The sequence below is a fragment of the Pseudomonas baetica genome (assembly GCF_051216495.1).
GTDB classification, from domain to species: Bacteria; Pseudomonadota; Gammaproteobacteria; order Pseudomonadales; family Pseudomonadaceae; genus Aquipseudomonas; species Aquipseudomonas baetica_B.
In genome coordinates this window covers 1-18,267 of the sequence record NZ_JBPKAM010000113.1, presented here as the reverse complement: position 1 = coordinate 18,267, position 18,267 = coordinate 1, and the positions used below count along the sequence as shown (strand labels likewise).

Annotated in this window: 18 protein-coding genes and 1 pseudogene; 11 read left to right on the top strand and 8 right to left on the bottom strand. The window is 61.1% G+C overall.

Annotated elements, in window-relative coordinates:
* Positions 1–181 precede the first annotated feature (181 nt).
* Positions 182–460 (top strand): annotated as a pseudogene (locus ACSFE6_RS26960) (MBL fold metallo-hydrolase); the annotation flags it as partial.
* A gap of 96 nt (positions 461–556) precedes the next feature.
* Positions 557–1,252, top strand: coding sequence for a tRNA (adenine(22)-N(1))-methyltransferase (locus ACSFE6_RS26955; RefSeq protein ID WP_435430446.1), 696 nt, complete (start codon positions 557–559; stop codon positions 1,250–1,252).
* A gap of 43 nt (positions 1,253–1,295) precedes the next feature.
* Here the strand turns inward: ACSFE6_RS26955 and ACSFE6_RS26950 are convergent, their stop codons facing one another.
* Both ACSFE6_RS26950 and ACSFE6_RS26945 read right to left on the bottom strand, forming a co-directional pair.
* A complete protein-coding gene (locus tag ACSFE6_RS26950) occupies positions 1,296–2,036 on the bottom strand; it encodes a Mut7-C RNAse domain-containing protein (RefSeq protein WP_435430447.1) in 741 nt (246 codons plus the stop codon).
* A gap of 58 nt (positions 2,037–2,094) precedes the next feature.
* The gene (locus tag ACSFE6_RS26945; RefSeq protein ID WP_435430445.1) at positions 2,095–2,988 is read right to left on the bottom strand and encodes a universal stress protein; all 894 of its coding nucleotides are present in this window, start codon (positions 2,986–2,988) and stop codon (positions 2,095–2,097) included.
* A 187-nt stretch (positions 2,989–3,175) separates the two neighbouring features.
* On the opposite strand from ACSFE6_RS26945, the gene ACSFE6_RS26940 reads away from it, so the two are divergent.
* Positions 3,176–3,637, top strand: coding sequence for a GNAT family N-acetyltransferase (locus ACSFE6_RS26940; RefSeq protein ID WP_435430444.1), 462 nt, complete (start codon positions 3,176–3,178; stop codon positions 3,635–3,637).
* Between the two features lie 4 nt (positions 3,638–3,641).
* Here the strand turns inward: ACSFE6_RS26940 and ACSFE6_RS26935 are convergent, their stop codons facing one another.
* Together ACSFE6_RS26935 and ACSFE6_RS26930 are read right to left on the bottom strand one after the other, a co-directional pair.
* Complete coding sequence (locus ACSFE6_RS26935; protein WP_435430443.1) at positions 3,642–4,127, bottom strand: adenosine-specific kinase; 486 nt, start codon at positions 4,125–4,127, stop codon at positions 3,642–3,644.
* A 101-nt stretch (positions 4,128–4,228) separates the two neighbouring features.
* Positions 4,229–4,858, bottom strand: a complete 630-nt coding sequence (locus tag ACSFE6_RS26930) for a LysE family translocator (protein ID WP_435430442.1) — start codon at positions 4,856–4,858, stop codon at positions 4,229–4,231.
* Between the two features lie 302 nt (positions 4,859–5,160).
* Between ACSFE6_RS26930 and ACSFE6_RS26925 the strand changes: the two genes are divergently transcribed.
* Both ACSFE6_RS26925 and ACSFE6_RS26920 read left to right on the top strand, forming a co-directional pair.
* Positions 5,161–5,577, top strand: a complete 417-nt coding sequence (locus tag ACSFE6_RS26925; protein WP_435430441.1) for a PaaI family thioesterase — start codon at positions 5,161–5,163, stop codon at positions 5,575–5,577.
* Positions 5,578–5,953: 376 nt separating this feature from the next.
* Complete coding sequence (locus ACSFE6_RS26920) at positions 5,954–6,415, top strand: HvfA family oxazolone/thioamide-modified RiPP metallophore (RefSeq protein ID WP_435430440.1); 462 nt, start codon at positions 5,954–5,956, stop codon at positions 6,413–6,415.
* A gap of 74 nt (positions 6,416–6,489) precedes the next feature.
* Here ACSFE6_RS26920 and ACSFE6_RS26915 read toward each other — a convergent pair whose 3' ends face one another.
* The 3 genes from ACSFE6_RS26915 to ACSFE6_RS26905 all read right to left on the bottom strand — a co-directional run bounded on the left by ACSFE6_RS26915 (position 6,490) and on the right by ACSFE6_RS26905 (position 11,103).
* The gene (locus tag ACSFE6_RS26915; RefSeq protein WP_435430439.1) at positions 6,490–7,518 is read right to left on the bottom strand and encodes a D-cysteine desulfhydrase family protein; all 1,029 of its coding nucleotides are present in this window, start codon (positions 7,516–7,518) and stop codon (positions 6,490–6,492) included.
* A gap of 281 nt (positions 7,519–7,799) precedes the next feature.
* A complete protein-coding gene (locus tag ACSFE6_RS26910) occupies positions 7,800–9,170 on the bottom strand; it encodes a DUF1329 domain-containing protein (RefSeq protein WP_435430438.1) in 1,371 nt (456 codons plus the stop codon).
* 25 nt (positions 9,171–9,195) lie between these two features.
* Positions 9,196–11,103 (bottom strand): DUF1302 domain-containing protein, encoded by a 1,908-nt coding sequence (locus ACSFE6_RS26905; protein WP_435430437.1) that lies wholly within the window; start codon positions 11,101–11,103, stop codon positions 9,196–9,198.
* 282 nt (positions 11,104–11,385) lie between these two features.
* On the opposite strand from ACSFE6_RS26905, the gene ACSFE6_RS26900 reads away from it, so the two are divergent.
* The 5 genes from ACSFE6_RS26900 to ACSFE6_RS26880 all read left to right on the top strand — a co-directional run bounded on the left by ACSFE6_RS26900 (position 11,386) and on the right by ACSFE6_RS26880 (position 15,839).
* Positions 11,386–12,573, top strand: a complete 1,188-nt coding sequence (locus tag ACSFE6_RS26900; RefSeq protein WP_435430436.1) for a lipid-transfer protein — start codon at positions 11,386–11,388, stop codon at positions 12,571–12,573.
* Positions 12,574–12,642: 69 nt separating this feature from the next.
* Positions 12,643–13,083, top strand: a complete 441-nt coding sequence (locus ACSFE6_RS26895) for a MaoC family dehydratase N-terminal domain-containing protein (protein WP_435430435.1) — start codon at positions 12,643–12,645, stop codon at positions 13,081–13,083.
* A gap of 10 nt (positions 13,084–13,093) precedes the next feature.
* On the top strand, positions 13,094–13,513 hold the full coding sequence (locus ACSFE6_RS26890; protein ID WP_435430434.1) for a MaoC/PaaZ C-terminal domain-containing protein: 420 nt from the start codon (positions 13,094–13,096) through the stop codon (positions 13,511–13,513).
* Positions 13,514–13,552: 39 nt separating this feature from the next.
* Complete coding sequence (locus tag ACSFE6_RS26885) at positions 13,553–14,380, top strand: SDR family NAD(P)-dependent oxidoreductase (RefSeq protein WP_435430433.1); 828 nt, start codon at positions 13,553–13,555, stop codon at positions 14,378–14,380.
* A gap of 52 nt (positions 14,381–14,432) precedes the next feature.
* Positions 14,433–15,839 carry a DUF1254 domain-containing protein gene (locus ACSFE6_RS26880; protein WP_435430432.1) on the top strand — a complete coding sequence of 469 codons (1,407 nt, stop codon included), beginning with the start codon at positions 14,433–14,435 and terminating at the stop codon, positions 15,837–15,839.
* A 719-nt stretch (positions 15,840–16,558) separates the two neighbouring features.
* On the opposite strand, the gene ACSFE6_RS26875 is transcribed toward ACSFE6_RS26880, so the two are convergent.
* Complete coding sequence (locus ACSFE6_RS26875; RefSeq protein WP_435430431.1) at positions 16,559–17,011, bottom strand: hypothetical protein; 453 nt, start codon at positions 17,009–17,011, stop codon at positions 16,559–16,561.
* 307 nt (positions 17,012–17,318) lie between these two features.
* On the opposite strand from ACSFE6_RS26875, the gene ACSFE6_RS26870 reads away from it, so the two are divergent.
* Positions 17,319–18,182, top strand: coding sequence for an MBL fold metallo-hydrolase (locus ACSFE6_RS26870; protein ID WP_435430430.1), 864 nt, complete (start codon positions 17,319–17,321; stop codon positions 18,180–18,182).
* Positions 18,183–18,267 lie beyond the last annotated feature (85 nt).

Sequence of the window (18,267 nt, the reverse complement as noted above, 5' to 3'; positions counted from 1 at the left end):
CCCCCCCCCCCCCCCCCCCCCCCCCCCCCCTCCCCCCCCCCCCCCCCCCCCCCCCCCCCCCCCCCCCCCCCCCCCCCAGGACATGCCTGGTCCCTGTACTAACTTCCCTATCTTTTTGTAGGCACCGGCCACGCTAAGACCTGGCTGCCCGCGCAGCGTGGTTCAAGGACATGTTTCTGGGCCGGATTTTTCCCTGACCTCCATGCCGTCGCCGGTGCCGGATGTCCTGCGGGCCACCGCCAATCAGTTCATCAACGAATACCGCAGCAAGGTGCGTACGTTTGACGATGAATATGTAGTGGCGCCGGGCGTGCTCGCCAAGCTCACCGGCGGCCACACCCCGGGGCACAGCGTGGTCTATGTGAACTCTGGCGGCCAGCGGTTGACCTTCGCGGGCGATGTGCTGTTCCCTGTCGCCTTCGAACACCCCGAGTGGCACAACGGCTTCGAGCATGACCCCGGTCGCATAAATTTGAAATGCACGACGTAGCCCGACACAATCACGCCCCGATCCGGCCAACGGTGCCGGAGGTTCGTGGTGAGAAAGGGGCTGCAGTTGAACGAACAGACATTGTCCATGCGTCTGGAGCGCGTGGCAGCACATGTACCGGCAGGGGCACGCCTGGCCGATATCGGTTCGGATCACGGCTACCTGCCGGTGGCGTTGATGCGCCGTGGCGCCATTGCGGCGGCGGTGGCGGGGGAGGTGGCGTTGACGCCCTTTCAGGCGGCCGAACGCACCGTGCGCGAGAATGGCCTGGACCGGCAAATCACCGTGCGCCTGGCCAACGGCCTGGCGGCCATCGAGCCCGGCGACGGGATCACGGCGATCAGCCTGTGCGGCATGGGCGGCGAGACGATTCGCGACATCCTCGACAGTGGCAAGGCACGCCTGAGCGGTCAGGAACGCTTGATCCTGCAACCCAATGGCGGTGAGCAGCCCCTGCGCCAGTGGCTGATGGACAATGGTTACCGCATCCTCTGTGAGGAAGTGCTGCGGGAAAACCGCTTCGACTACGAAATCATCGTCGCCGAACGGGCCGGGCCCGTGACCTACACTGCCCGAGAGCTGTACTTCGGCCCGTTGCAGATGCAAGCCCGCAGCCCGGCGTTCCTGACCAAGTGGCAGCGCAAACTGCGCCAGAAACAGAAGACCCTCAACCACTTCGCCCGGTCGCGCCAAGGTGTGCCCGAGGAGAAGGTACAGGCCGTCGCCCGACAGGCGCGGTGGATCACCGAGCTGCTGGCTTGAGCACGATCAGGCGCGGTGAAGAGGCGCGACCCGAAGCGCGCCGCTATCGGTCCAGCAAAGGTGCCAGCAGTGCACACATGCCGCGCCAGTGCGACCCCTCCCAATACACCCGTTCACAGCCGTCGCAGCGCAGGAAATTCGAGTAGAGCGCGCCAACCCGTGGCGGCACGAGCGGCCGGGCCACTTCCAGGCTGATTTCGTGCAGCGGCAGGTTGCAATGCAGACACAGGCTAAAGGGCCGTGCGCTGCGCGCCAGGTCGAGGCGTTCGTATATTTCGCGCAGCTGCAACGATGGCTTCAGGGCATGCACGTAACAGCCGTGGCTGATGATCCGGCGCTTGAGCAGTTCGCGGTCGCGGGTCAACACAATGCGTCCCTGGGTGGCTGCGATCTCGGCGATCTCGCCGTCCTCGAAGCCATTGTCGTAGAGGGTGTCGAAGCCGCTCATGCGCAGCAGGCTGGCCAGCCCGCCCAGGTGCGCATCGGCGACGAAGCGCAGCACCCGCAGTGGTTGCGCGCGAACCTTGAGCAGCGGGCTGATGTCCAGGGTTTCGAACTTGGGGTATACCGCCAGCCGGTCACCGTCGAAGATCACCCGCCCGAAGCCCACCGACTCGCCGTTGAGCAGCACCAGTTCGACCTCCGTGTGCGGTACGCCGAGCGCCTCGATCATGTGCTTGACCGTCGCCCCTTGTGCACATTCGCAGGTAAAGGGCTGCCGCCGCCGTTCGACGGGCAGGAAGTCGTTGAGCTCCTCGTAGAAGCGGAAAGTTGCACGGGCCATGCTCAACAGTATGGCAGGGCTGCGGGATGTCATGGCCTCTTCGCGAGCAAGCTCGCTCCTACAGGGATGGTATGGCCAACACGTTGCAGGGCACCTTATGCAGCACGTGCTCCGTCGTACTGCCCATCAGCTTGTGCAGGCCCTTACGATGGGTACTTCCCATGATGATCACATCGGCTCGGCTATGGGCTGCGTAATCGGACATTACTTTAGCGGGCGCCCCTTCAATGAAGTGTTGCCGTTCAGTGGCGACGTGGTAGCTGTCAGCCAACGCAGTGAAGGACTTATGCAGCGCGCGACGTACGTCGCTGCTGAAACCCGGCATCGTCACGGCACCTGCGCCGGCGTCAGTGATGTGGGTTCGCGAGGGGTCGAAGGCGTGCAGCAGGTGCAGCTCCGCGTTGCATTGCGTGGCCATCCGTTGCGCGGTCAGGATGATCCGGTCGTTGAACTCTGTAATCGGGTGGTCGGGATGGGACAGGTCCACCGCGGCCACGATCACCCGTGGAAGCGGACACCTGACTTCGCTGACCAGATGAACGGCAACCGGGCAATCGCGCACCAGATGCCAATCCAGGGGTGTGGCGAACACGCGTTTGAGTGTTGATTCGTGGTGTACGTCCTTGATCACCAGGTCCGGTTGCAAGTCCTTCACATGCTGAAGGATTTCTTGCAGGACGTCCCGGGTCAATATCACTTCGGTGGTCACCGCAACGCTATGGCCGCGGATCAGTTGGGCTTCATCCTGCAGCCACTTCTGGTTCTCCTCCTGACAGCGCTCGAGAAAGTGCTCATCGCCGCTCATCAATCCCAGGGTGTCGACGTTTTCGATGAACACCGCGATATGCAGCATGGCGCCCGTGGCTTTGGCCAGCGCGACGGCCCGTTCCATGGCGGGCGTGTGGCGCATGTTTGGACCGACAATCAGAAAGAGGCGTTGATATTGGCTCATGTCGCACCTCCAGCATTATGGGTAATCCGTGGGTTTGCGCCGGCACGCTGCGCCACACTGTGGCGTGCTTCAACCGCCTCGACTTCCCGGGCCGACACTACCAATATACGTCAGCATTCAGTGACCGTAGTGAATACCTGCACCCGCGAGCCAGACTTGCGAATGCTTCACACCGCCAGGATATGCGATGAGTGAACGACACATGATCCGCCAGGCCGTTGCCAACGATGAAACCGCCGTACGTGTTTGCGCCGAGCAAGCGTATGCCCAATACGTCCCCCTCATCGGCCGCAAGCCCGCACCGATGCTGGCGGACTTCAAGGCACAGATTGCAGCCGGCCAGGTGTACCTTTGCACGGGAGCGCAAGACGAGCTGCGGGGTTTTATCGTCTTCTACCCGGTGGATCGGCACATGTTTCTCGAAAACGTGGCCGTGTCTGAAGCAGGACGCGGCAAAGGCATCGGCAAGTCGCTCGTTCAGTTCTGCGAGGCAGAAGCGGTGCGCCTGGGGCTTGGCAGCGTTCACCTCTATACGAACGAGAAGATGACCGACAATCTGTCGATTTATCCTCGACTTGGTTACGTCGAAGTCCAGCGGCGCTCGGAGGACGGCTTCAATCGCGTCTACTTCGAAAAGCGCCTGGGTTGACCACTCACTGCTTGTAGCCAATTTGCCGCAAGAAATTCTTGCGCCACTGGATGTCTGCGTCGCCTTCAATGTCTTTGGCACAAAAGCCATCCACGACCCCCAGGATGGCCCGTCCTTGTTCCGTCTGCATCAGAACCACTTCGGTGGGGTTGGCCGTTGCACAAAAAATGCGACACACCTCCGGCACCATTTTCAGGGTGTTCAGTACGTTCAGCGGATAGAACCCATCGCCCAGGAAAAGGATGAAGCTGTGACCTGCGCCGATGGCCTGCGCATTCTTGCGTGCCAGTTCGATCATTGCGTCATCGGTGCCCGACCACCGCACCATGCATTTGCCGGAAGCTTCACAAAAGGCCACGCCAAAGCGGATCCCTGGCACGGTATTGACCAACGCTTCGTGGATGTCCTCGACGGACTTGATGAAGTGCGTCTGGCCCAAAATGAAGTTCGTTTCGTCCGGCTTATCGATTTTCAACGTGGTGAGTTGCATCTCGAACGCCTCTCTTTGGAGATAACCCCTTAAGTGGATGAGATGATTTTAGATGGTCGGAACGACCTGCGTGAATTCAGGGGAAGTTATAAGGCGGCACTTCACACCGGCCGGTTGAGCACCAGCAAACGTGCCGCCAGAGCCATCATGACCACTGCGAAACCATAAGTACCCAGTCGTCCGGAGATCCTGCCGCCACGCAGACGTCCGTGCAGCCGCCCGGCACAAACGCTGAGCAGGGCATGAAAGACCCATGCGATCAGAGCGAGCAACACCCCCAGCAGCATCAGTTGCAAGGTGACACTGCCGGCGCCCACGGTGACGAATTGCGGCAGGAACACCATGAAGAACAACAACGCCTTGGGGTTTAACAGGCTGTTGAGCGTGGCCCGGATAAAAATCTTGCGCAGCGAAGCCAGCGCAGGTTGAGCATCCGTATTCACTGGGGGCGACTTCAATGCCTGCCACGCCAGCCACAGTAGATAACAAGCCCCGGCCCAGCGCAGCACATCGAACGCCGGCGCCCAACTCATCACCAGCGTACCGAGACCTGCACTGACCATGGCAGTCATCAGCACATCGGCCAGGCTGATGCCCAGCGCTGCGGCGAAACCGGCGCGCCAGCCGTTGGCCACTGCATGACTGGTGACGAAGGCCATGTTTGGGCCAGGCACGATCAGCAACAGCAGGGCGGCGATAACGAACAGGTAAAGGTTAGTGGCGTCCGGCATGGTGCAAATCCTCCTGGGATGAGCAGCAAGGCTAACCATTTGCGGTCGGGCACAAGCAGATACAGTGGGGTTGGATTTGATAGCAACAGTCAGGCCGCGAAGGGCAGGCGTCGGAAATGGTCGAGTAGCGATGGATTGTGGATCAGCACGACATTCGCGACATGGGGCGTCTGAGCTTATCGCTACAAATTCCATAGACGAATGATCCTTGCCCGGTTTTGCGATCAGCCATAAACCCTCCAGGCATGTACCCATGTATTCAGGCCAACGACGCCGGTCCTAAGCCGGCAGAAGGAGGGACCATGAACGACAGTGCAATTCCCGAGGGTTTTACCCCGCTGACCCGCAGCAGTCCGCTGCTTGATTTGCTGGGCCCGATCTACGGCAGGGGCAGTGGCTTGCAACTGGAACTTGGATTGTGGACCGACGCCCGGCATGCCAATGGTCGCGGTACTTTGCATGGTGGTGTCCTGGCGACCTTGGCCGATGTGGGGATGGGATACGCCATGGCGTTTTCCAGCGACCCTCCGCAGCCTTTGATCACGGCAAGCATGACCCTGGATTACCTCAGTGCAGTGAAAATCAATGAGTGGCTACAGGTGCGTCTGGAGACTTCCAAAAAAGGACGGCAACTGGCGTTTGCCACGGTTGGGCTGTATGTCGGTGAGCGGATGGTGGCGCGTGCCAGCGCTGTATTCGCAGTGCCAATGAGTCATTGATTCTCCATCACATTCTACCTGTGGCGAGGGAGCTTGCTCCCGCTGGACTGCGCAGCAGTCCCTCTTTTTGGGGCCGCTGCGCGGACCCGGCGGGAGCAAGCTCCCTCGCCACAAATGCATATAGGAAGTTGGATTACGTTGAGGCTTCTCGTACATGAGGATCAAAAGAGCAGGGCCTGTGTATCGCTGTGTATCCGAACCCCGTGTACGGAGACTGGCTTACAAATGCCCCGCGATCCGGATACATCCGGGATACACGTATGCAGTCAAATAGCCCTGCCTTAGCGAGAAAGCAAATGCGCTCGCACCACGGCTTATCGCCCTTGTGGCATGACCCTGAGCGGCCTGGCCGCACACTGTATCCGGAGTAATCAGCATGTCCCGTATGTCGAATAAATCCCGCATTGGCCTGATCGCAGTTGCACTGGCCGGCAGCATGAACCTCGCCTCGTCCGCCTTCGCCGCTGACGCACTGCCACAAGGCTACCAACTGGCCGCGGCGGAAAAGACCAGTGAAGGAAAGTGTGGCGAAGGCAAGTGCGGCGCCAGCGAAACCGGCGCCAAGGTGACCAAGGCCGGTGAAGGCAAGTGCGGTGAAGGCAAATGCGGCGACGCGTCCTTCGCCCGTACCGACACCGACCACGACGGCCGCGTTTCCCTGAAAGAACTGCTGGCTGTGGCCCCGCAAGGTGGCGAAGAGTTCAAAGCGATGGACACCAACGGCGACGGCTTCCTCTCCGAAGGCGAGGTCTACAAGTTCCGCACCAACCAGTACATCTCCAACGGCAAGAAAGTACCGACCGAATTGTTCACCAAGATGAGCAAAGCTCAGGGCTGATTGATTGGTGCAGTCGAAAAAAACCTCCCCGGTATCGCAACCGGGGAGGTTTTTTATGGTGGCTGAAAAGACGATCAGTCAAATGCACTGCGGTATGCAAACAGCCCGGGCAATCCCCCCGTCATCACGAACAGCAGGTTACTTCCCGCCGGATAATCACCCCGGCGCACGGCTGCCAGCAAACCGGCGAAGGCCTTGCCGCCGTAGACCGGGTCAGTGAGCAGGCCCTCATGGGAGGCCAGCAGGCGCACGGCTTCCAGCATGGCTTGGGTCGGTGCGCCGTAGGCTTCACCGCGTTGGCTGCCATCGATGCTGATCGCGTTGTCGACCAGGGTGGCGAATGGGTCTAGCAGATGCAGGGTTTGCCGGGTTTTTTCCAGGGTCGTGGCGCAGGCTTGTTCTTCGGTGGCCAGTACCGAGTAGCCAGTGATTGTCGTGGATGAGCGAGCCAGGGTGACGCCGGTTAGCAGCCCCGAATGGGTGCCGGCGCTGCCGTTGGGCACGATGATGCGGTCAAATTGAATGCCCAGTGCATCGGCCTGGCGCAGGATCTCGGCGGCGCAGGCGGCATAGCCCAGGCTGCCCCGTGGGCTGGAGCCACCCAGTGGCATGACGAAGGGTTTCTTGCCTTGGGCCTTGAGTGTGTCGACCAACTTGAGGGCGAAGGTATCCGGCGCTAGGCCTCGCGGCAGGCGATGGACCGTCGCGCCGAACAGACTGTCCAGCAGGACGTTGCCGTTGTGGCAGAAGTCCTCGTCGGTGCGCACGGCGGATGGGGTCAGAATCAGTTCGCAGGTCAGGCCGTGGCGGGCCGCGGTGGCGGCGGTCAGGCGGGCGTGGTTGGATTGAAAACCGCCCCAGGTCACCAGGGTGTCGGCACCCTCGGCCAGCGCTTCGCCCAGCAAAAACTCAAGTTTGCGCAGCTTGTTGCCACCACCGCCGAGGCCGGTCAGGTCGTCACGTTTGACGTAGAGGTTGCAGCCATTCAGTTCGGGCAACTGGCTCAAGCGCGACAGCTTCTGGATCGGGGTTGGGCTTTCGAGCAAGGTCGCCCGGGGATAGGCGGCCAGTGCAGCATCAAGTCGGGTCAAGTCATGGGGCATGAAGGATCACTCTTGGCGTGAGGGAACGGAGTGGATCGATCACTTTAAGAAGCCAGGGTTGGAAGATACATCGCTGTCGCGGAATTACTGTTGATACACCATGTAATCAAACAAGGCAGGCGGGGCGATACACCGCCTTCGCGAGCAGGCTCGCTCCCATATTTTTGATCTTCGGTGAACGCCAAACTTCAATCACGCGGCAATGCTCAAGGAGTTCCAGCGCAATCTTGCAACAAAAACGCCCCGCAAGCGGGGCGTCTCTCTAACAACCGCTCCCGGGGTCAGCGAATACCCGCATTGCGCAACGCGGCCGGCGTGAAATCCGCCAGTTTGGTCCGGTTGCCGTACAGCGGCGCCGATTTGGCCTCGTTGCTCATGGTCGCGACGATGTAGCGTCCGGCGAGCAAGTCATAGAAGCCCTGCGCTGCCGGCGCATTCACGCCTTTTTCATAGTTGTTGTAGGTGTAGTTCTCACCCACGCGCCAGAGCTGGCCGCGACCGTCGTAATGGTCCACCTCGGTGAGCACCCAGGTGTCTTCATCAAAGTACATGTCGCGCTTGGCATAAATGTGCCGTTCGCCAGTCTTCAGGGTCGCCTGCACATGCCACACGCGGTGCAACTCGTAGCGGGTCAGGTCCTGGTTGATATGACCGGGCTTGATGATGTCGGCGTACTTCACGCTCGGCGATTGCAACTTGTAGTTGTTGTAGGGGATGTACATCTCCTTCTTGCCGATCAGCTTCCAGTCATAGCGATCCGGGGAACCATTCATCATGTCGGCGTTGTCGGAGGTCCGCATGCCGTCCGAAGCCAGGCCGGGTGCGTCATAGGCCAGTTGCGGGGCGCGGCGCACCCGGCGTTGACCGGCGTTGTAGGTCCAGGCCTTGCGTGGCTCTGTCACCTGATCGATGGTTTCGTGGGCCATGGACACGGTGCCTGCCAGGCGCGCCGGCGCGTCGACGGCGAAAATGTAGTAGTACAGGATGTTCTTGTCGGTCTGCGGGTCCACGCCATCCATGTATTGCGGGAAGCTGTTCTGGTCATGGGTCTCGACGATGGTGTAGGCACCATCGACCTGCGGCACGGCCTGGACCGACCAGCGCTCGACGTTCTCACCGCGAAAGCGCGTCACATGGTTCCAGTAGACTTCGACGCCGCTCTTGGGGATCGGGAAGGCGTAGTAACGCGAGTCGGCAAAGTTGCTCAGGCCCTTACCGTCGCTGACCAATTGCACATTGAGTGCGCTCTTCTTCGCGGCCGCGTAGACGGCCGATGGTACGGCCGCCGTACGATGGCTCGGATAGACCGGGATCCTGTACGTGTCGGGATAGCGCTTGAACATCGCCAACTGCCCGGGCGACAGCTTGTCCTTGTATTGCTCGGCATTGGCGGCGGTGATCGTGAACAACGGCTTCTCGTTTTTGAACGGATCGCCGAGGAAGCCCTTGGCGTCCACCGGTGCCGCGCCGGCCTTGAGGCCGCCGTCCCAGGCGGGAATGCTCTTGTCGGCGTTGCCTTCCTTCTGCGCGCCCAGTGGCGTCAGGGTCGTGCCCAGTTGGGCCGCTTCCTGTTCGCTGACGGCGGCCATGACGCTGGTGGCCAGCAGGGAGAGCGCAACGGCTCCGGCGGTGATGATCATGCGTGCTTTCATGGATTGACCCTCTGTCTGTTGCGACTCAGAAGTTGACGCCGAAACTGAGCGAGACGTAGTCCCGGTCGGTGTTGGTGTTGAAGTGGCCACCGAAGAAGTCCGTGTAGCTCAGGCTCGCGGTGTAGGTGCTCAGGTAGTCGGCATCCACGCCGAGGCTGACGGCTTTGGCGCCTTCCTCGAAGTTCGGGCCCCATCCGTCCACGTCGTGGGACCAGGCCAGGTTTGGCGAGAGATTGATGCCGGCAATCACGTTCGTGTAATCCAGCTTGGCGCGCATGCGGTAGCCCCAGGAATCGGTGGTGTAGAAACCGTGGCTATTGCACTCCTTCTGCGGGTTGGTGGCGGTGGCGCAGACGGTCGCGTTCTGGGTGCCGGGGAACTCGCCGGCGCCAAACACCGGGCTGCGTCCGAAGCGGATATCAGTGCCGTCGGCCGGGCCCAGGCCGTTGATGCGGTTGTAGCCCACTTCGCCTACCAGGGTGAGACGGCTGGCGCCCCAGATCTGATCGAAGAACTGCGTGGCCGTGACCTGTGCCTGCATGACCGGCATGCGTTTGTAGCCGGGCAGGTCGCCGCCCAAGGCTTGCGCCGTTTCGCCGGAGGTGAAGACTGGCGAGGTCTGGGTACGGAAGTTGGTATCGGTGGATTGGATCGCGGCCAGGTTCAAGTCGGCGGTGTTGATCTGCAACGGCATGTTGGGGCGATAGCTCAGCTCGCCACCGACCGAGGTTTCGCCCAGGGTGGTCTGGAAGCTCAACCCGTAGAGGCGAATATCTTCCGGGTAATCGACGAAGTAACGGGCGGCGCGCACCCGGTTGAACTGGTTCTGGGCCACGCCAACGGTACGGGCCGCAGCGGGCAAGGCGGCCACCTGGGCAGCGGTGATCGGCGCGACCGTGGTCTGCGTGAAGCTCAGGTAGGGGTTGCGGCTGTGATAGTTCATGGCATAGAAGCCGAACTCGGTATCGTGCAATTCCGGCACGAACCAGCGCAGCGCGATGCCGAACTGGCCGCTGTCCCGAGGGTCGTTGTCTTTGGATCGAGGCATGTAGACGTCGTCCAGCACTTGCCCGCTGAGAATCTGCGCGGCAGTCGCGGTGTTGCGTGCTACGCCAGGGGCGAGATCGGGACCGGCGAAGACCAGGCGGTCGTTGCAGCCCTGGGGCAGGGGGTCGGAACCGAAGAAGGTGCCGCAGTTGTCGACCACCGAGTTTTCCCATTCCAGCTGGTAGAACGCTTCGGCAGTGAGGTTCTCGGCCAGGCCCTGGGAGACATACAGCATGTTGACCGGAATCAGGCCTTCCTTGACCTCGGCGCCCGGGCGACGCAAGGCCGCGACGTCGATCGGGTTGATGCTGTTGATCGAGTTGCCGATGAAGGTGCTTTCGCCCCAGCTCACCACCTGTTTGCCCAGGCGCACGTTGCCTGGCAGGTCGCCGAGGTTGTAGTTGTGGTAGACGAACGCGTCGAGGAATTCGGCGCCGGATGACTTGGCCAGATCGTCACGACCGCTGTCGTCGATGTCGTAGAACAGGCGGTGTTCATCCTTCAGTTCGAAGTCGTACCAGTACTTGCCGCGAACGAAGACACCACTGTCGCCGTACTTCAGCTCAAGGTCATGCACACCCTTGAAGATCTTCGAGAAGGTTTCGCCTTTCTTGAAGTTCTGCCGGTTGTCATCGGCGGTGCGGGTGGCCGACTCGCCGCGCAGGCCCAGGGTGTTGGCGGAGTTGATGAATTTGGGGTCCGGGCCGCGTACGGACCAACTGGCACCCACGGAAAGGGACGAATCGAACTGACCTTCGATTTCGCCGATCTGGAAGTCGATGGCATTGGCGTTGGCACACGTCCCAAGTCCCACGGCGAGGGCCAGCAGGTGAGGGCGGAACCCGAACTGCAAAGTGGCAGGAGGCTGCGGGTATCGGGTGCTCATATGTCTTACGGAAGTCACGTGTTGGTTACCCCTTTGATCTTGTTGTTCTGGTGTACCGCCACGAAACGCTACCGCTGCCGCCTCCCGAGCCTCCCCCTCCTGTGGGGGGGGAAACCTCCCTCCGGTCCTTTTTAAGGGTTTTCCTAGTGGGCTCGTGTTTCCCCCTCCACTGGAGGGGGCGTCACGCTGCGACATTGCGTGACCATCGGTCGACGGTTTGCCGCGTCGTCCCACGCCGTGGGCGACCGGCACAGGCCTTGATAACTGACCTTGGAGAAAGTGATGTCGCAGAAAGTATTTGTTGCCGGTGTCGGCATGATCCCGTTTGCCAAGCCTGGCCAGAGCGGTAGCTACATCGAGATGGGCGCGCAAGCGATCCGCCTGGCCCTGCAGGATGCCGGCCTGGATTACCGCAAAGTCCAGCAGGCTTACGCCGGGTATGTGTACGGCGACTCCACCAGCGGCCAGTCGGCGCTCTACGAAGTGGGACTGACCGGTATTCCGGTGATCAACGTCAACAACAACTGCGGCAGCGGTTCCACCGCCCTCTACCTGGCGCGCCAGGCCGTGGAAAGCGGCGCCGTGGATTGCGCGCTGGCGTTCGGCTTCGAGCAGATGCAGCCCGGTGCCCTGAAATCCCATTGGCTCGACCGCCCGATCACCTACGGCAAAGGCCATGAAGTGGCCGACGCGATCTTCCCTGAAGGCCGCGAAATGCCGGACGCTCTGAAGTTCTTTGGCGGTGCCGGCCGCGAGCACATGGAGAAATACGGCACGAAGATGGAAACCTTCGCGGCCATTCGCGCCAAGGCCAGCCGCCACGCCGCCAACAACCCGCTGTCGGTGTTCAAGAAGGTGATTACCACCGAAGACGTCATGAACGACCAGGTGATTTTCCCGGGCGTCATGACCCGTTTGATGGCCTGCCCACCGACCTGCGGCGGTGCCGCGGCCATCGTCGTGTCCGAGCGTTTCGCCAAGCAGCACGGTCTGCGCACCGATGTCTGCATCCTGGCCCAGGCCTTGGTGACCGATCAGCCGGAAGCCTTCGAACCGCCATCGCTGATCAGCATCGTCGGTGTCGGCATGACCCGTCAGGCTGCCACTGAAGTGTACGAAAAGGCCGGCGTCGGACCGGAAGACATCCGTGTCTGCGAACTGCATGACTGCTTCGCCCATAACGAATTGCTGACCTACGAGGGCCTGGGCTTCTGTCCGGAAGGCGGGGCGGAAAAATTCGTGATGGACGGTGACAACACCTATGGCGGTCAAGTGGTGATCAATCCGTCGGGCGGCCTGCTGTCCAAGGGGCACCCGCTGGGCGCCACCGGTCTGGCCCAGTGCTACGAGTTGACCCATCAACTGCGGGGGACCGCCGACAAACGCCAGGTTGAGAACATCGAGCACGCCTTGCAGCACAACCTGGGCCTGGGCGGCGCCGGCATTGTGACGCTGTTCGGTCGCGGCTGATGACAGGGCGCGCCTGTCGCGGGCGCGTCCGTTTTTTATGAAAAAGACTGACTGACAGGGGTGACTGACATGCCAGATAAAAGTCTGATCGGGCGTTCGTTGGGCGTAACGAGCTGTGAAGTCGAAAAGGGCCGCCTGCGCTTTTTCGCCAAGGCCATTGGCGAAACCGATTCGGTGTACACCGATGAATCCGCCGCCAGGCGCGCCGGTCACCGGTCATTGCCGGTACCGCCCAGTTTCCTGATGTGCCTGGAAGCCGAGGGGCGCGACAGCGACCACATTGTCCAGGACATTTTCGGCTTTGATCTGGGGCGCATCCTGCACGCCGAACAGGGCTTCGAATATCACGGCCTGGCCTATGCCGGCGATGTGCTGACCTTCGATACCCGGGTGGTGGATGTCTACGAGAAAAAAGGCGGGGCCTTGACCTTCGTGGTGCAACAGACCCGCGTCACCAACCAGGAAGGTCAGCACATCGCCGACATCCGCTCGTCGCTCGTGCAGCGCTGAGGAGCCTGACATGAATTCAATTCAGTGGTCTGACGTGCAGGTTGGTTTCGAGTTGCCACCGCTGACGTTGCCGGCCATCAACCGCACCACGCTGGCCCTGTACGCGGGGGCCTCGGGTGATCACAACCAGGTGCATATCGACCTGGACTTCGCCCGCAAGGCCCGCCAGCCCGATGTCTTTGCCCACGGCATGCTCTCGGTGGCCTACCTCGGTCGCCTGCTCACGGCCTGGGTCTCGCAGCAGCAGATCCGCAGCCTGGCGGTGCGATTTACCGGCATCACCCAGCTGGGGCACATCCCCACTTGCCACGGCAAAGTCATCGAGCTGTTCGAGGTCGCTGGCGAGCCGCGCGTGCGCCTGGCGATCCGCTGCATTAACCAATACGGCGAAGAAAAACTGGTGGGCGAAGCCACCGTGGCGCTCATCTGAAGTACTTATCTGACACCAACAAAAACTAGGAATATCCCCATGAAAAAGCTTGTAGGCAAAGTCGCGCTGGTGACCGGCTCCGGCCGTGGCATCGGGCGCAGTGTCGCCCTGAAACTGGCCAGCGACGGTGCGCGCGTGGTGGTCAACGACCTGGATGCTGGCCCCGCCGAGGAAGTGGTGGCCGAGATCCGCGCCCTCGGTGGTGAGGCTGTCGCCTGTGTGGGCAGCGTCACGGCGGTCGATTTCGCCGATCGCTTGGTCAAGACCGCCGTCGACAACTACGGCGGCATCGACATCATCGTCAACAACGCCGGCTACACCTGGGACAACGTGATCCAGAAGATGAGCGATGAACAGTGGTACGCGATCATCGACTGCCACATCACCGCGCCATTTCGCATCCTGCGCGCCGCCCAACCGATCATCAGCGCCATGGCCAAGAAAGAGGCGGCCGAAGGTCGCGTGGTCAACCGCAAGGTGGTCAACATCGCCTCGACGTCCGCAGGCGGCAACCCGGGGCAGGTCAACTATTCCACCGCCAAGGCGGGTGTGCTGGGCATGACCAAATGCCTGGCCAAGGAATGGGGGCGCATGAAGGTCAACGTCAACGCCGTCGCCTTCGGCCACATCGAAACCCGCCAGACCCAGCCGGTGGAAGGCGATCCGCACTTCATCAACATTGAAGGCCGCGAGATCAAGGTGGGCATCAGCCCGGCCATCGTCGAGCAATCCAAAAGCATGATTCCGTTGGGGCGTCCGGGTAACACCGCCGAAGCGGCGGGGGCCGTGTACCTGTTCTGCATTCCGGAGTCGGACTACGTCAGCGGCCAGGTACTGGTGTGCGGCGGTGGGCTGGGCAACGTCTGAAAACCGGGCGGAGCGCTCCGGCGCTCCGCTCACCCGTTACAAGGAGTTCGCTGTGAAAAAACACAACTTCATGCGCATTGTCTTTCTTGCATGGCTGGCAATGCTCAGCCATGCCCAACTGGCCGTTGCCGATACGCTGACACCCGCAGAGGCCCGCGTCATTGCCAGGCAAGCCTATATTTACGGCTTTCCCCTGGTGGACAACTACCGCGTCCAGTACACCTATTTCCAGGATCGGCAGCATCCCGAATTCAAGGCACCCTGGAACACCCTGCACAACACCGCACGCATCTACACCCCTGACGACAAGGCCTATCCGACACCCAACGCCGACACCCCGTACTCCCAACTGGGCGCCGATCTGCGTAGCGAACCGCTGGTGCTGACCCTGCCAGCCGTGGAGGCGGGGCGTTACTACTCGGCGCAGTTCGTCGATGCCTATACCTATAACTTCGGCTACGTCGGCAGCCGCACCACCGGCAATGGCGGCGGCACGTTCCTGCTCGCCGGACCGGACTGGCACGGCACAGTGCCGCCGGGGATCGACCGGGTGTTTCGCTCCGAAACCCGCTTTGCCTTTGTTTTTTATCGCACCCAGCTTCAGGGGCCTGACGATCTGGAAAACGTGAAGCGTATACAGGCCGGCTATAAGGTCCAGCCGCTTTCCACGTTCCTCGGGCAACCGGTACCGGACGCTGCGCCTGCGGTGGATTTCCTGGTGCCGCTCAGTGCCGAGGCAGAGCGCAGCAGCCTGGCATTCTTCAAGCAATTGAACTTCGTTCTGGGGTTCTGCCCGACGCATCCTTCGGAAAGCGACCTGATGAAGACCTTTGCAAAACTGAACATTGGTCCAGGGCAGACGTTTGATGAGCAGGCATGGCCTGAGGACATCCGCGAGGCCATCAAGGCGGGTATCGCCGACGCCTGGCAAGATTTCGATGCCCTTGGCCAGCAGGTTGCCCGAGGAGAGGTTTCCACGTCGCGCTTCCTCGGCAGCCGCGAATTTCTGGGCAGCAATTACCTTTATCGCATGCGTGCGACTGTCACCGGCCTCTATGGCAACGACAAGGAGGAGACACTCTATCCGCCGTTTTATCTCGATGCCGACGGACAGAAACTGGATGCCTCGCGCCATCGTTATACCTTGCGTTTCCCTCCGGGCCAGTTGCCGCCGGTCAATGCCTTCTGGTCGTTGACGATGTACAACGCCCAGCGGTTGCTGGTGGCCAATCCGTTGAACCGTTACCTGATCAACTCGCCAATGCTGGCCAACCTCAAACGTGATGCCGATGGGGGGATCACTTTGTATATCCAGCATCAGCAGCCGGACAAGGAACAGCAGGCCAATTGGCTACCTGCGCCGGATGGGCCGTTTTATATCGCCGGGCGTGTTTATTGGCCGAAGCCTGAGGCGCTGGATGGACGGTGGCAGGCGCCTAAGGTTCAGCGGGTGGATTGAGTTTTTCATGGGTGTGATGGGAGGGTGTACATATCCGTTCCTGCGGTAACGGCCACCTATGGTTTCGCCCTTACGGCGAGTCCCTTTGGCAAACGCCCCAAAGGAACCAAAGGTCTCGCCCCGGCGTCCGGCCCCTCGCTGGGGCTCGGGGTTCCTTCGCTCCTGCATTGATCCGGGGGCATCGCCCTCCGGTTGGCTTCGCTGGCACCTACATGCGATGAGTTCGACTGCGTCGAACGGCGCTGCGCGCCAATCCCCGGATAAACGCCTCCACTCAGCCTCCCGAAGGGGCGGGTAGATCAAGATCAAAAGCTGCAGGCGAGCTAACGCTCGGCCTGATGAGTGGTGAAGGGCGGATGTACACTAATTTGCTTTTGTTTTTCTGTGGGATGCCTGCAAAAACAGGTCGGCTATCAGGCCGCCTCGCTTTGGCTTTTGCGGTGTGCGCCCCCTCGAGAGGCCGAGTGGAGGTTCTGCGCAGTGGGCACCGCGGCAGGGATGCCGCGGTAGCCGCCCCCGGCCATGGATGGCCGATGGCGGCGGGCCCACGGAGCAGGACCGGAGCGAGGGCATGCCGAGCACTAGCGAGGCACCGAACGAAAGGGGCAAGAGCCCTTGGTTACTTGGGGCTTTTCCAAGTGACCCGCTGTAAGAGCGGAACCGTCAGTAGCCGTTACCGAAAAAACGGATATACACACCGTCGCTCTACTTTTGCTTGTTCATTTCGCCGAGCCAGCCTGCTTGATATCCCCGCAAAAAATATCCGTATTGCCATCCGTTGCCGCGCTTCGCACGAGGATCGAGTACTCACCCGCCAGCAGGGTGGACAACGGAACAGGTGCCGTTCTTGAAAACGCCCAACCGCGCACAGGTTGGCGTTCGGTGTTGACCTTGTCGTTCAAGTCGTAGGCAACAGGCCCGGGTTGCTGGCAAGTGCCCTTATTGATGAACGAATAGAGGCGCAAGGGCAGCACCGCTCCGGTGGGTACGCCACTGATGAAGAAACTGAGCCCGGTTTGTTTATCCCATTCGGCCAACGACACATTGCCGATCTGGCCGGCGTTCTGCCGGGTGGCTTGCAAAGGAATGTTTACGCTCTTGCTGGATGACGTGGTGCAGCCGTAGAGGCTTGCGGCGACCATGAGCATCGCCATCGAATGTCTGAGCATCATTGCCAAACTCCTGTGTTGAAAACGGCAAGGGGAGATTAGCGGGTATAGCTCATTCATCGCCTTTCTGGCGTTGTCCGGGGAAAAGTGCCATTACCGCAAGTCGGAAGTCGGAGTCCGCAGGAGGCTGCCTGCCAATCTTTCGGTTTTCACCTGGCCCAGCATTCTTGAGTGGACCCAACCCCGAACGTCGCGACCCACTCCACTCGGGTGGGGGGGAAACCAGTGATGGAGGATTAACCTGTAGACCTAATAAAAGATATTCGCCGCCCGTTATGCGCGATGACGTGAATTCCAAGAGGTATCTGTCGTGAACCGTTGTATATCCACTCTGGCCGGTAACAGTCGCAAGCTTGATGGTGGTGTGATGTTCGGTAATACGCCGCGACAATTGTGGGCAGACTGGCTCACGCCTGATCAGGACAACCTCGTGCACCTTGCTTCACGCGGTCTGCTGGTGCAGCAGGCGGGCAGGAACATCCTGGTGCTGGCGGGGGCCGGTGCGCTACTGGCACCGTTGCGACGTACCTGCAGCTGTCAAAAACAAACTCCAGGGCTGCTGGACAGCCTGGCGCAGCACGGCCTCACTGAGCGCGACATCAGTGCGGTGGTGCTCACGCACCTGCATGCGCAACTCAGCCCTGAGCTCTGTGCGGCGGTCGCTGACGGCGATACACCCCGCTTGCTGTTTCCCACGGCCCATTACATCACCGGTGAACGGCACTGGTCCCGGGCGCGGCACAACCACCCGCATGATCGCGCCATGTTCGTCCGACAGATCGTGCACAGGCTTGAAAGCAGCGGGCGACTGGTGCTCGTCGATGGCGCCCGGTGCAATGAGCTGGGCGACGGTTGGCAGTTCCACTACAGCGATGGCTACACCCCAGGGCAGCTGCTACCGGAAATCGCCATGCCGGGCGGGCCGGTGGTGTTTGCAGGTGACTTGATCCCCGGTACCCATTGGCTGCGCCTGGATGTCACGACCGCCAATGATCGTAATCCGGAAGGGCTTGTCGGCGAGAAAGAGCGGCTACTGGATCACCTGGTGGCCAGTGGTGGTCGGCTGGTTTTTTCCAGCGACCCCGACGTCGCGATGATCAAGGTCATGCGCGATCGGCAGTCGCGTTACCTGCCGTTCGATCTGCATGCCGCGCTGAACCGTTTCGATTTTTGAGCACTCATCACCCTGTGGGAGCGAGCCTGCTCGCGAAGAGGCCGGTACATTCAACTTGGATGCTGGCTGACCAGACGCCTTCGCG

Coding starts and splice junctions, on each gene's coding strand:
- ACSFE6_RS26910 (WP_435430438.1), bottom strand. CDS start 9,170: ATGAAAGCACGCATGATCATCACCGCCGGAGCCGTTGCGCTCTCCCTG.
- ACSFE6_RS26920 (WP_435430440.1), top strand. CDS start 5,954: ATGTCCCGTATGTCGAATAAATCCCGCATTGGCCTGATCGCAGTTGCA.
- ACSFE6_RS26930 (WP_435430442.1), bottom strand. CDS start 4,858: ATGCCGGACGCCACTAACCTTTACCTGTTCGTTATCGCCGCCCTGCTG.
- ACSFE6_RS26890 (WP_435430434.1), top strand. CDS start 13,094: ATGAATTCAATTCAGTGGTCTGACGTGCAGGTTGGTTTCGAGTTGCCA.
- ACSFE6_RS26915 (WP_435430439.1), bottom strand. CDS start 7,518: ATGCCCCATGACTTGACCCGACTTGATGCTGCACTGGCCGCCTATCCC.
- ACSFE6_RS26900 (WP_435430436.1), top strand. CDS start 11,386: ATGTCGCAGAAAGTATTTGTTGCCGGTGTCGGCATGATCCCGTTTGCC.
- ACSFE6_RS26885 (WP_435430433.1), top strand. CDS start 13,553: ATGAAAAAGCTTGTAGGCAAAGTCGCGCTGGTGACCGGCTCCGGCCGT.
- ACSFE6_RS26950 (WP_435430447.1), bottom strand. CDS start 2,036: ATGGCCCGTGCAACTTTCCGCTTCTACGAGGAGCTCAACGACTTCCTG.
- ACSFE6_RS26940 (WP_435430444.1), top strand. CDS start 3,176: ATGAGTGAACGACACATGATCCGCCAGGCCGTTGCCAACGATGAAACC.
- ACSFE6_RS26895 (WP_435430435.1), top strand. CDS start 12,643: ATGCCAGATAAAAGTCTGATCGGGCGTTCGTTGGGCGTAACGAGCTGT.
- ACSFE6_RS26875 (WP_435430431.1), bottom strand. CDS start 17,011: ATGATGCTCAGACATTCGATGGCGATGCTCATGGTCGCCGCAAGCCTC.
- ACSFE6_RS26945 (WP_435430445.1), bottom strand. CDS start 2,988: ATGAGCCAATATCAACGCCTCTTTCTGATTGTCGGTCCAAACATGCGC.
- ACSFE6_RS26925 (WP_435430441.1), top strand. CDS start 5,161: ATGAACGACAGTGCAATTCCCGAGGGTTTTACCCCGCTGACCCGCAGC.
- ACSFE6_RS26905 (WP_435430437.1), bottom strand. CDS start 11,103: ATGAGCACCCGATACCCGCAGCCTCCTGCCACTTTGCAGTTCGGGTTC.
- ACSFE6_RS26935 (WP_435430443.1), bottom strand. CDS start 4,127: ATGCAACTCACCACGTTGAAAATCGATAAGCCGGACGAAACGAACTTC.